Origin of the sequence: Parapedobacter defluvii (assembly GCF_014642075.1) — a bacterium.
Classification (GTDB): domain Bacteria; phylum Bacteroidota; class Bacteroidia; order Sphingobacteriales; family Sphingobacteriaceae; genus Parapedobacter; species Parapedobacter defluvii.
Genome location: NZ_BMIK01000001.1, coordinates 878,928 through 891,533, shown reverse-complemented (window position 1 = coordinate 891,533; position 12,606 = coordinate 878,928). Strand labels below are relative to the sequence as shown.

Annotated in this window: 8 protein-coding genes; 2 read left to right on the top strand and 6 right to left on the bottom strand. The window is 51.9% G+C overall.

Going from position 1 to position 12,606, the window contains the following annotated elements:
• Window positions 1–3: 3 nt before the first annotated feature.
• Together IEX60_RS03310 and IEX60_RS03305 are read left to right on the top strand one after the other, a co-directional pair.
• Window positions 4–1,653 (top strand): NAD+ synthase, encoded by a 1,650-nt coding sequence (locus IEX60_RS03310; RefSeq protein WP_188747307.1) that lies wholly within the window; start codon window positions 4–6, stop codon window positions 1,651–1,653.
• A 69-nt stretch (window positions 1,654–1,722) separates the two neighbouring features.
• On the top strand, window positions 1,723–2,316 hold the full coding sequence (locus IEX60_RS03305) for a DUF4136 domain-containing protein (RefSeq protein WP_188747305.1): 594 nt from the start codon (window positions 1,723–1,725) through the stop codon (window positions 2,314–2,316).
• A gap of 62 nt (window positions 2,317–2,378) precedes the next feature.
• Here IEX60_RS03305 and IEX60_RS03300 read toward each other — a convergent pair whose 3' ends face one another.
• The 6 genes from IEX60_RS03300 to IEX60_RS03275 form a co-directional block, all read right to left on the bottom strand.
• Window positions 2,379–3,410 carry a GntR family transcriptional regulator gene (locus IEX60_RS03300; protein ID WP_188747303.1) on the bottom strand — a complete coding sequence of 344 codons (1,032 nt, stop codon included), beginning with the start codon at window positions 3,408–3,410 and terminating at the stop codon, window positions 2,379–2,381.
• A 49-nt stretch (window positions 3,411–3,459) separates the two neighbouring features.
• Entirely contained in the window at window positions 3,460–3,780 is a 321-nt protein-coding gene (gene rhaM, locus IEX60_RS03295) for an L-rhamnose mutarotase (RefSeq protein WP_188747300.1), read from the bottom strand.
• Between the two features lie 99 nt (window positions 3,781–3,879).
• Window positions 3,880–5,598: an alpha-L-rhamnosidase-related protein gene (locus IEX60_RS03290; protein WP_188747298.1), complete on the bottom strand. Its 1,719-nt coding sequence runs from the start codon at window positions 5,596–5,598 to the stop codon at window positions 3,880–3,882.
• 66 nt (window positions 5,599–5,664) lie between these two features.
• Window positions 5,665–7,971 carry an alpha-L-rhamnosidase-related protein gene (locus tag IEX60_RS03285; protein WP_188747296.1) on the bottom strand — a complete coding sequence of 769 codons (2,307 nt, stop codon included), beginning with the start codon at window positions 7,969–7,971 and terminating at the stop codon, window positions 5,665–5,667.
• A 9-nt stretch (window positions 7,972–7,980) separates the two neighbouring features.
• On the bottom strand, window positions 7,981–10,881 hold the full coding sequence (locus IEX60_RS03280; RefSeq protein ID WP_229717392.1) for a glycosyl hydrolase: 2,901 nt from the start codon (window positions 10,879–10,881) through the stop codon (window positions 7,981–7,983).
• Window positions 10,862–12,589, bottom strand: coding sequence for a RagB/SusD family nutrient uptake outer membrane protein (locus IEX60_RS03275; protein WP_188747294.1), 1,728 nt, complete (start codon window positions 12,587–12,589; stop codon window positions 10,862–10,864). The genes IEX60_RS03280 and IEX60_RS03275 overlap by 20 nt, the downstream gene beginning before the upstream one ends.
• Window positions 12,590–12,606 lie beyond the last annotated feature (17 nt).

Below are 12,606 nucleotides of genomic sequence, written 5' to 3'. Positions count from 1 at the left end.
CGCATGATCATCGCTTTAGCCCAACTCAATTACCACATCGGAAATTTTGAACGGAACCATGCCGCCATTGCCCGGGCCATTCAGCAGGCAAAAGACCGGGGGGCCGACCTCGTGGTGTTTGCCGAACTGGCGATCGGCGGGTATCCAGCCAAAGACCTGCTGCGCTCACCGGCCTTCCTGAATCGTTGCGAACGTGCCCTTACTGAAATTGCCGACCTCTGCCGGGGAATCGCCTGCATCATCGGGGCCCCGGTACGCAACACCAGCGGTAAAGGCAAACCGCTATACAATGCTGCATTACTGATTGCGGACGGCGCGGTACAACAGGTTGTCCACAAAGGGCTGCTTCCCGATTACGATGTGTTTGACGAATACCGCTATTTCCAGCCGACCGATACGTTTCAGTGCATTACGTATCAAAACCGGAAGATCGCACTCACCATCTGTGAAGACCTTTGGAATATTGCTTCACCGAAATTGTATCGGCGCAACCCCATGGAAGTTTTGCGCGGGGAAAATCCGGATGTGATCATCAACATTGCTGCCTCGCCGTTTTCCTACAACCACCTGCGTGAGCGGATGGAGGTCCTGCAATCGCACGCAAAGGAAACGGGTGCGCCCCTGCTCTACGTAAACCAGGTAGGTGCACATGCTGATATTATTTTCGACGGACGTTCCCTCGTCTTAGCCCCTTCCGGCGATCTGATTGATACGATGGCTTCCTTTGCCGAGGATCTGAAGTACTACGAACTGCGGGGAAAGAACCTCACCGCACTGCAGGATACAGCTGCCGTGCAACCTCCGTTAGACACTCCCCTAATTCACCAGGCGCTGCTGCTGGGTATCCGTGACTATTTCAGCAAATCGGGTTTCAGAAAGGCCGTTGTCGGCTTATCGGGAGGGATCGATTCTGCGCTCGTGGCTGCGCTCGCCTGCGAAGCCCTGGGCCCGGAAAATGTGATGGCAGTGCTCATGCCGTCTGTCTATTCCAGCGATCATTCCATCACCGATGCCCTGGATCTGGTCCGCAATACGGGATGCGGGCACGAGATTATTCCCATTCAACCCATGGCAGACGCATTCGACCAGAGCCTCAGCCAGGCTTTCAGTGGTTTGCCCCCCGATGTAACGGAAGAAAACATCCAGGCACGTATACGTGGCACGATCCTGATGGCCTTTTCCAACAAGCTGGGCTACATACTGCTCAATACGTCCAATAAGAGCGAGGCAGCCGTAGGCTACGGAACGCTATACGGTGATATGGCAGGCGCGCTGGGCGTAATTGGTGATATCTATAAAACACAGGTATACAAGCTGGCAGCTTACATCAACCGCAACCGGGAGATTATTCCGCAGCACACGATCATCAAACCGCCATCGGCAGAATTACGCCCCGGACAAAAAGACAGCGACTCGCTACCCGAATATGAATTACTGGATTCGGTACTTTACCAATACATTGAAAACGAAAAAAGTGCCGCACAGATCGTTGCACTTGGATTCGAGGAAGCGTTGGTACAGCGGGTATTGAACTTGGTAGACCGCGCTGAATTTAAACGGTTTCAGGCTCCGCCGATTTTGCGTGTCAGCAGCAAGGCGTTCGGTGCCGGAAGGGCGATGCCGCTGGTAGCCAAATATCCGATGATGGGTTAGCGCCCCGATTAAACCATTGCCTCCTCCCGCAGTCTAATAAAAACACTGATTATATAGGAGGTTTCTACAATGAAACGGTTGTTAATATATTGCATCCCACTATTTATGGTATTGGCATCCTGTTCGGCATACCAATACCATACGACCAAAATAGAGAGCACTGACTTTTCGCAATACCATACCTACGGATGGCTGCCACCATCAGACTCGCTTTCCAAATCGTATTTTGACAACGACATCGCGAATGCGAACATTTTGGAAGCGGCCAACCGCGAGCTGGAGGCACGTGGGCTGACGTATTCAAAAGATAATCCTGACCTGCTTTTCCGCTACATTGCCATCGTAAATAACAAAAGCCGTCCCCTATACAGCGGATATCCTTACGGCCCGTGGGGGATGTGGGGATATAATCCGTGGATGTGGGGACCTGGATGGGGATGGGGTGCCTGGGGTTGGGGCGCTTGGAACCGCCCGGTCGGCAAAGAGCGCTACCGCGCAGGACATCTGATCATCGAAGCAAAAGACCGCAGGTCCAATCGGGTTGTCTGGCAAGCCCGTGGTAGCGGGGAAGTCAAGAACCCGGAGCAGGCCATCAATAAATTACCGGAAATCGTCACCGGCATTATGGAGCAGTTTCCGGTGTCGGTGATGAGTGGTGAGTGATCGGTGGTGAGTGGTCGGTGACCCGCTAGACTGACCACCGATCACCCACGACTGACCACCAATTATATAGATGGCCGGAGCGTCAGGTAAAACCGCACCTCTTCGTGTTGTTTGGAATTCTCCAATACCAGCCGTGCGGCGGTTTCACCCATTTGCTTAAAATCGGTTGAAATGGTCGTGATGCCGTTAAGGATAAATTTCTTCAAGGGCGTCTCGTTGTACGAAATGATGCCCACCTCCTTTCCGATTTTCAGTTTCAATGAAATCACCCGGTCAAGTAACTTCACCAAGTCATCTTCCATCAGGTTGATGTACACTTCTCCTGCAGATATCGGTTCATCCTCAATGTCGCTTACCAGGAGGTGATTGAAAGCATATTGCTGGCAGAAACGATAGAACCCTTTGATGATGCCTTTGGGAAAATAACTTTTATCGGGAAAAATAAGCTTTAACGTATGGTATTTGCTAAGGGGTTCTTTTGCTTCTTCCAGTGCATTGTAGATATCCTTTTCAAAGTTTTCGTATACCGCCGCATATTCGCCGTCTACCTCCGATATAAGCTTATCCAGCAATACCAGTTTATCTTTCGGGATGGTATTGATGATTTCGGCCGCCTTATCGCGCCCTTCGATAAAATGCGGAATGATTACATAGTGAGTATATTCTTTCCGTAGGTTCTGGAGCAATTTCCGGAACAACGAAAGATCGTTGTTATATACATAGAAATCGACCGCTGCATCGGTACCCACTGCTTGGACAAAAGCATCGTAAACAATCTTTTTATGGGCACTCAACTTGTTAAAAAACAAGACAATCTGAAGCTTCTGTTTAAAATCTGCGTTTGCAATGTAGTACCCTTTGCCGGGGACGGATCCCAACACCCCCAATTGCTTGAGGTGTTTATATCCCTTCTCGGCGGTATCCCGCGATATTTCCAGCACATAACTCAGTTCATTGATGGAAGGAAGCATATCATCCTTCTGGATTTTTCCGACTTCAATCGCGTTAATCACCGCATTGGCCAACTGTAAATATTTGGGCGTAGCGGAATATTCATTGATGTGAATGTGGTCAAACATGGGTGCAGTTTTCATACCGTTTCTTAACGCGTTTCCAAGCGTTAAAAATACAGGGTTAAATCGATCAATCCAAATGAAACACCAGTTTCAACGGCTTGCTGACAGGCGACGAATCGGAGTGGGTTTCCATGATGTCTGCCATGTATCGCCACCACCGCTGCACAACCGGATGACTGCCAATATCCTGTGACGATGCGCCATCGGCCGCTTGTCGCTGTACCGCAAAGAGTGTATCGGATTCTTCATCCAGAAAAATTGTATAATCGCTGACCCCGCTTTCCTTCAACAATGCCACCATTTCCGGCCAGATTTCGTCGTGACGCCTTTTGTATTCTTCACGGCAGTTAGGCATCAATTTCATTTTAAATGCGATTTTATTCACCATCTTATATACAATTGGTTGTAACCCCGGGGCAGCGTAAGGCAACAAATACGTTAGCCACGTCGCCGGTCACTGGACCCGGGTGAAGGACAAAGCTACGTATTAATTTCTGATGATTTTAACTTCCTTAGGCCCGTCAATTTCCGATTTTATCTGTCCGTTCGGTTGCTTCGTGTGCTTGACTTTCAGCACGCCGTAGGGAGTCGGAAAGGTTCCCTCGGCATATTCCAGGTCTCCCAGATGCGGGGTTATGGTAATTTCCTTACATCCCGGTGCAGTCACCCGGATTCCCAGCACATGTTCGGTAAGCCACGAGGTAGGACCAGACGCCCACCCATGGCAGAAGCTATGGCGGAAGCCCACATAGCAATAATCACCATAATCGCCATGGATATCCTTTTTCCCCGCGGGCACCAGTTCATCGATACGCCCTGCGTTGGGCAGCCAATCGAGGTTGAAGTCTTCCCAAAATGTGGTAGCTCCCAAGTCCAGCATTGCCCCCCAATAGTTGCGGATGACATCAAGCGCACCTTGGTGATTTCCCGCCTTGGCCATTGCCTGCAACATGTAATAACCATAGAAGGTAGAAAAATTCTTCGCACCTCCGGCTGAGAGTACCGTGTTTGCTTCCGAAGCCGGTGCCAGATCGGTCAGTGCCATGAGTGCCGCTGCCTGTTTCGACTGTCCCATATTCGGCAGGTATTGTTTCAGGCGGCTCACCGCTTCTTCTGCCGTCTGTTGCGTTTCACGGTCGTTCAGAATCACTGCCAATTTAGCCGCCGTTGTAAGCGACCAGATCGACATGGCTTGTAAGCCGGCATGAATAGCTGCGGGATCCTCGCTGGAAGGCCAATCCAAAAAGCGGTTTCCATCCATCATTTCCTTGCCATCCGGCCCAATTTTGGAGACGATCTGTTTAACCAGGGCAGAAAGGTAAGGTTGCTGTTCCTTGAGATAAGCTAAATCTGCATGGTGCATATACCAATCGTAATGCAGGATGATCCACCACATGGAGTACGTACTGATACCACTCATCCAACCCGGCAGGGGTGTCACATCGCGAGCCAGATCCAGGCTTTTCGGCACCACTTCGTTGTAGCCGAAAACGGTATTCACGGTAGACACTTCGGGGTGAAGATCGCCCACCCACACCAAGCGGTCGCGTTTAATACCATCCCATAAATATTCCTGCATATTAAGGTGTACGGTATATGCACCGGTCTGCCAAATCTTATTGAGGCGTTCGTCACTGCTATGGAAAGAACCGAGGTAAGGAATATCCCGGTACGTGAAAATAGCGCGTACTTCTTTCAGATGCAGTTCAGCATCGGCATCGAGCAGATCGATGCGCACGAAACGGAACCCACTTTCTCCTACCTGTGCCCTACCCAGCCAGGGCAGTTGGAGTTGAAAATCACGGATAGCGTGGTCATTGGTAGCCCCTTTCTCTCCTATTTCAGCCATGGCCTCGCTGGCCGATTCGCCGAAGCGGACCCGTATATTGCGGGGGGTATTTCCCGGCGACCACATGCCGGTGACGATTTCCAGGCCACCCTGCAATTCCCTACCGTAATCCAGCAGGATACTGCTCGTGGTCTCACCTTCGTTTTTCAGCACACAGATGCTGGCATTGGTCAGATCGGCCTGCCCATTACCGGGCTTGAGCAACTGCTCGGTATTAGCAATGTTTCCCGATTGCCACAGGACACGTACCGGGGCTATGAATTCACGGGTTAATTCGCTCCGCTGGCCCACAGCCAGGGGTTGTTCCACTACGAACAAAACTAAAAAGGATAGTGCACTGTAAAATAACTTACTCATGTTGAAATCGCATGGTTTATAACAAGGCGCAAGTTAAGTAGAATAATGCAATCGGGTATCCTGTGCTTACATGGAAGGTGTACTTAACTTAAATTCGTGCTTCCCTGCTCCCACGTTCTTCAGCAGCACATAGTTACCCACTTTCTTCGCGTCCTTTCTCGCCATTCCGTTTTGTGACAGGGTAAAGTCCATTGTCTCCGCTGAGATGGGCAGGTACACATCCGCTTCCACATTTGCAGGCAGGGACACGGTTAGCATGAAATCACCTTGCTGCTGGTCGAATCCAACCTCAACCGGTCCGCTGATGGTCGGCAATTTGGCCTTGGCCCACGTCAGTCCCGACGGCTGCGGCCGTATAGTCACCCGTCTGAACCCAGCGGCCGACGGCGTGATTCCCACTACCTTCCGGGGCAGGATATGGGCGGGGGAAGAACTCCATGCATGGCTCCAGCCATTATTATTTTTGTACTTATTATCCCATGCCTCGGTGGTCATTGTAGCCCCTACGCGCAGCATGTTGTACCAACTCCGGTCGCTCTTTGAGGTCAAAAGTGATCGTGCATATTCGCCTTCACCTGCGTCGAATAATCCTTCCAGCAAATAGTTAGCGCTGTAGACACTGCAGGCCATCCCCTTTGTTTTGATGTAATCCAGCACCCGTTGCTTTTCTTGATCGGGCACCAGGCCAAATACCAGCGGATATAGATTTGCATGAAGGGAAGCGTGATCTGTTCCGATTCCATCGGTATATACTCCCCGTTTGGCGTCGAAGAACTGACGCTGGAAAATCGTGAAAAGCCTGGTGTGTCTTTTGCGGAGCTGGTCGGCCTCCCGGTTCTTACCGATGATGCGGGCCATGTTTTCCATGAGTTTCAAGGTATGGTAGTGGAATGCATTGACCACGGTATTGTAATCGGTGAATACATACCCATCTGTCTCTCCTCCCTCCGGCAAAGCCGCTGAACGCTGCGGCCAGTCGACAATATCCCGAAAATTCTCGCCGTTGAAAAAAATGGATTGCTGGAATTCGTCGGTTACCAAACCCGTGGTGGTCGAGATCAACCCATTGGGCATGGTCAATGCCGTCATCATTTTGGGCCGGATATCGTCGTAATTTTTCCGGATCACGCTGGTATCGCCCGTGTGGAGAAAGTCCATCCAAACCATCATGATCGAATGTGATATCCATTCGGTGGGCCATGTGGCGTGGTAAATCATGTTTTCCAGACTATATCGCGCGGTAGCAAACTCCCGGTCCACCGCGTAATGCCCCAACTGGTGAATATACGCATCGGCCTCGTACATCATCCGCTCACGTTGGCTAGCGGCATAATCACCGTTGAATGTGTTGGCAATGATCGAATAACGGCATAGGTCGTACACCTGATTCAGCAACGTATCGCTACTGACAAAATAAGACGCATATTCATCAAATGGCACGTGCAAACTCAATTGTTCGGCCGAGACCACCGAGAGGTCGAGACCGGTACCGGCAACCTCCACGAAACGGAATGGGATTACTTCCATCATGTGTTCAGGCATGACCTGACTATGGGGATAATGTGCCTTGAAACGCGGAATATCCAAATAATACGTATGCATACCCGCCTTGATGGTTAAAGGATACTCCTGATAAATCACCCCGCCGCCCGGTTGGCGGTCGATGGAATCGCCGGCATTTTTTTCGCCGATACGGACCGTCAGGGTAGTATCCTTACGCTCATCCGGTGCGGTCTTCCAATTCAAGGTAAGCGCTACATTCGCAAATCCGGCGCGCTCGAATGCAATAAACCAGGTACCGTTTGTCTTACGGCTCACCTGTACCGGATAAGCCGGATGGTATTGGATGGGCGGACGGTCTTCAAACGTCCATATTTCTTTGCCCCGTCCAGTATCCAGCCGTACCCAGCGGCTTTCGCCGGGCCACTGCCTGCTCCGCAAGGCATCGCCGATGTGGAATGGCTGAATTTCACTGTATGCGGAAACCTGCCCGTCTTTGTTCCATACCCGCACCTTCCAATAATAGGTTGCACCGGATTTGAGCGCGTTTCCGGCATACGGGATATGCAACGCATTCCCGTCTCCGACTTTTCCGCTGTCCCACAGGTCGGCATTATCTGCTTCCAACTGTTCCGGAGACGATGCGACCAGAAGCTGATACGCCGTTTGGAAGTCACCGGACTCCAACGCAGGCACCATCCAACTGAACGTTGGCGTCAAGGTCGTGATGACCGATTTTTCAGGCTCTCTCAGGAGGTTTGTCATCAGACCCGTGGGCGCAACGGTATCCGCAACGGCTACCTGTACCATACTTAACACGATTACGAGCAGCAAGCAGCTGTATTTTTTCTTCATACGGATATTCTGTTCCATTCAATCATCTCATTCGTTTTTACCCAACACAACAGGTCCCAGCAACCCCGATTCCAGTAGTTCCCAATCGTCCCGTATGGCAATGTTGGTCCGCGTATACCGCTTATCCTCCGGCAGTCCGCGGTCGCCCACCAGGCGGTTGCGCCAGCTGTTTACCACCTCCACTTCCAGCACATTGTCTCCTGCTTTCATGCCTTCCAACGCAATCCGGTACGGCGGTGTCCACAGGATTCCCAGATCCCGGCCATTGAGCCGTACGCGGGCTACGCCCACATCGGCCACACGGCCCAGGTCGATCCACAAGGGTTGTTCCTCATACGTACCGGTACCCACCAGGTTTTTGACATACCTGCCCTTTCCGGAATAAAACCGGATACCCGGATCGGGGTGTTGGCTCCAGTCCAGGAGTTCAGGGAACTCTACCTCCGCGGGCGCACCCCAGTCGCGGTCAAAATACACCTTCCAGCTACCCGACAGCGTATCTACGGGGATAAAGCGGGACCTGTTATCGGCAAATTCCCCCTGCTGCGCGGCGGGAATGTCCTGACGAAATACGACAAACCACGATCCCATCGGTGCAAAATGCAACGGAACAGTGGTAAGACCATCCGCCTGCCGGAATGCCCGGGCAGGCTTGATTTCACCGGTCACGGGGTTCCACAGCTCCGGCAATTTTTCCGCCACACGGAAGGTAACATCCGCATCGCATGCCGATTTGTTCTGGCTGCTGATAAAATAATAGGACGTTTCATCCCCACGCATGTGGTGAATGTAGTCAAAAGCAAGCGAGTCGTCAGACGGTTCAATGCGGCAATCGGAAGGAATCCCGTTTTCGAGCAGCCACTCCCGGGCCGTATATCCCCAGGAGACGGTCCCCTTATCCACCGTGCGACTTCCCTTTTCCCCCGCTGAATCCCCCCAAAGTTCGGAAGCGAGTTCATGAACTGTTTTTTCTGACCCCGGATAGGAAGTCAGGCTTACGGTCTTCTGTGTTTTGGGGCCGATAACTGCTGCACCTTTCCGCACCAGTTCCGCTACTTTCTGGAGTGCAGGGATGGAAAGCACGCCGTGGTCAGGGAGCACCAGCACGCGATATTGCATGCCATGGGGCAGCGTCAGTTGCCCGTCCTGTACGTCAAGTGCCAACAATCGGTCTTCGTTGATTACATCGTAATCAAAATCGGGCAGGGCACCTGCCGGGTCGCTCACCTTCAAAGTGGCAATATTAGGTACCTGATCGCCGTAATAATACAGTACATCGGCCACAAAGCGGCCGTCCTGCATCAGGTAATGGATACGGCTCAGGTACTGAAAAAATGCATCGGTTTCATCCCACCAGGTGATGTTGGGATTCATGTGCGTACCGGCGAAGTACTCCTGGCCGGGAACGCCCATTTCCTCGGGCGAGTTGGTGAACGTATGGAAATAAACCCGGTTCGCACCTGCACAAACCTCGTGGTCGAAGCTCTGTTTCATATGTTCCCAAATCACATCGTTCCAATGCCGACCGATGGTTGTGAACCCTTCAGCACCTACCAGCCGTCGGTTGTAAATATGCGCCGCACTGGAAGCCTGTTTCACAAAAAAGCGTCTTTCAGGCGTCGGGCGGTGGTTGGATGGCGACCAAAATTCACTCATCACCAGTTCACTGTGCCCATAGTTTTTTAACCCATCAAAGGGTCCGGCGTGCGGACCGGCAGATTCGGGGTGGATTCCCATCCCATACCGCTGTGCGTTGGCAGCAAATGTGGCATAGTGGTTATCCGAAATGCAATCGCCAAGGGTCTTACGGAAATCGGCCAGGAACCGATTGCTGATTTCCCGGTTGCCGATAATTTTCCCGGCAAGTACCGGCAGGTAGGGCCGTAACTCGTACCCCCTCCGGTTCTTAAACTCGGCTTCGAAGCCCTGGGTCCAGTTTGTACCACCCAACTCCCAGCTGTCGGTGTGCAAATAGCGCAATGCCTTGCCGGCTTCGTTTCCCACTTCCTTCAGCAATGGCTCGACATGGGTATCCCAATACCGCTGGAAATGATCTTTGTTCAAATAATCAATCACCAGTCCCTTCCATGCGCCGCTAGCGGTAGAAACATGGGCACCGTTGTTGGTATAGCCGAACCGGATGATCTCCCATTCCCCGTCAGGGATTTCCCATTCCACCCGGCCATCCGGTGTTACGTGTCCGCTGATGTCCTGTACCTCCTGGGGCGTGGCATGAAACCGGCCATCGTCGGCCACTTTATCTTCGAGCAGATAACGCATATCGTGTGCTGAAAATGCCGCTTCTCCAAACGCACCTTTCGGTTTCAAATCGCTGACCGGCTCCAGTCCTTCGGCCTGTTTATGAACCGGGTATGCAAGTACGGCAATATCCTCGTAGTAATCTTCCCGGTGCTCAGGAACCGGAAGCTGCACATCTGTTTGCCCGTTGTGTACCGTTACGGATGTCCACGTGATCAACTTGGCGGCCTCTTGGGGGGTCACATCAGGCCCCCCAAGATTCCAGCCGCTTTGAATGCTTAGGGAAAGTTCCAATCCCAACCGGGAGGCTTCGTTCACCGCGTGCTTAAACAACTTCGTCCATTCAGGTGAACCGAACAGCGGCCCTGCGGGTACCTGTCCATTCCCTTGTTGTTCCGCACCGCCCGCATCGAAAATCAGCGCGCCACGGAACCCCTTGTTTTTCATCGCTTCCAGGTCACGCGTAATGGATGCTTCCGTAACATTCCCGTTCAGCCACCACCAAAAGCAGCTCGGCCCATATTCCGATCCCGGATGCCGGAACTGTTCTTCCGACAGCGCCTGTTGCTGGTTTGTGTGATTTACACAAGCTCCAAGCATGCAACTGAGAATGAATACCAGCGAGAAAAAACGGATACCCGCCATGCGCTTATCTATTTTTCCACCCATCGTTTTGTTCCAATGGCACGTCCTTGTTGGTATCGATCACCGTGTTGGGAATCGGCCATAAATTGTAATCAAACGTCAGGGTAGCTTTCGCTTCCGGCCAAAACGCATACGCGCGGATCCGTTCGACGGCGGTAGTGCCGCCCATTCGCAACAGCGTATTCCAGCGGCTCTCTTCATAGACCAGTTCCCGTGCACGCTCATCCAAAATCAGGTTAAACCGGTCGTCGACATCCGCAGCCGTAACCAGGTAGCCACACTGCGCCCGTTCGCGCAGCAGGTTGATATCGGTGGCCGCACCGGCTTTATCTCCCAAGCGTTGTTTGGCTTCCGCCCGCAATAGGATGGTTTCCGATAAGCGGATGAAATAGTCGTCCCGGAATAGATTGCTCATGTTTTCACCGTCGGCCAATCCTGTATACCGATCGGTCGCAATTTTACAGGAAACGGGATAACACAAGCTTTGATTTGCTTTATTGGTGGTCGCATCACTGCTGCCATTGTATATCACGTCCCAAGGCACCGGCTGTCCATAATAGGGAGACGATGCGACATTGCCGATGAATGTACGGCGGAAAACGATGTCCGAATTCCGCATGTCGTCGCCCCACTTATCTGCATAGATTTCGTCACGGGTATACATGGTTGGAATCATTTGGGCAATTCCCCTACCGCCTACGTCTTCCAGTGTTCCCGTCAGGTGAGCCGGAGCACCATCGCGGAAAACAGGTCCGTACGTACGGGAATAGGGTAATTTAGACTTGCCGTCTTCTGCACGATAGGCCGCATAGTCTATCTGAAGTGCCCAGATACACTCCGTATTTCCATCCTGGTAGTTCACGTTATTCTCCTGGAAAAGGTCCCAGTACACATTTCCCTGTTCCTCGTCTTGCCGCGAGCCGAAGCGCGATTTCATTAACGAAAACGTTCCGCCGTTAATGACTTTATCTGCATTGGCTACCGACTGGTTAAACGCCGATTGTGCAGCCGCTGCATCTCCGTCGGTCTGCAACTGGATTCCCTGTGCAAGGTAAGCCCTGGACAACATGTGCTGTGCCGCACCCCGGACCAGGCGTCCTCCCTCCCCGGTTGTCGTTGGCAGGTCGTTTTCAATGGCCTGCAATTCGTCTATAACAAATTGGTACGTTTCAACCCGTGAGGTACGTGCAAAATCATACTTCGGCTGGGTAGTGACCTCCGTCACAATGGGTACACCGCCAAACAGTTCGCCCAGGTTCAGGAAAGCAAATGCCCGGAAGAATCGGGCCTGCGCCAATGCATAGGCTTTTTCTTCGGGACTGGACCACGCAATCTGCTCCAAATCTGCGGAATAGATCGCCAGGTTTGCTTTCGCGATAAGCTGATACCAAGTACTATACGCATTGTAAAAGGTACCATTATCGGGATTGATGTTGCCATAGTTATTGAAGGAATTGCCCCGCCGAATGCTGGGCACATCATACATATCTGTACCGTTGCCCCGCAGCACAAAAATCCACCCTTCTTCACTCGGGTTGGCCCAAAGATCCCGCAGTTGCGAGTAAATCGCTACCAATGCCTGATCGATCTGTGCAGAGGTGCTGAATGCGTTGTCAACCGTATAAAACGTAGGTGGAACCTCCGTCAGGAATTCTTTATCCGATTTGCACCCCACCACACTTAGCAGCAGGCTAAAAATTGCACCGAAACCGTATTGATAAATCCTTTTCATGTCTCTCATGTGATACT

Bases quoted from the DNA above. Each gene is read 5' to 3' on its own strand.
- rhaM (WP_188747300.1), bottom strand. From the start codon at position 3,780: ATGGTGAATAAAATCGCATTTAAAATGAAATTGATGCCTAACTGCCGT.
- IEX60_RS03290 (WP_188747298.1), bottom strand. From the start codon at position 5,598: ATGAGTAAGTTATTTTACAGTGCACTATCCTTTTTAGTTTTGTTCGTA.
- IEX60_RS03305 (WP_188747305.1), top strand. From the start codon at position 1,723: ATGAAACGGTTGTTAATATATTGCATCCCACTATTTATGGTATTGGCA.
- IEX60_RS03300 (WP_188747303.1), bottom strand. From the start codon at position 3,410: ATGAAAACTGCACCCATGTTTGACCACATTCACATCAATGAATATTCC.
- IEX60_RS03280 (WP_229717392.1), bottom strand. From the start codon at position 10,881: ATGGGTGGAAAAATAGATAAGCGCATGGCGGGTATCCGTTTTTTCTCG.
- IEX60_RS03275 (WP_188747294.1), bottom strand. From the start codon at position 12,589: ATGAAAAGGATTTATCAATACGGTTTCGGTGCAATTTTTAGCCTGCTG.
- IEX60_RS03310 (WP_188747307.1), top strand. From the start codon at position 4: ATGATCATCGCTTTAGCCCAACTCAATTACCACATCGGAAATTTTGAA.
- IEX60_RS03285 (WP_188747296.1), bottom strand. From the start codon at position 7,971: ATGGAACAGAATATCCGTATGAAGAAAAAATACAGCTGCTTGCTGCTC.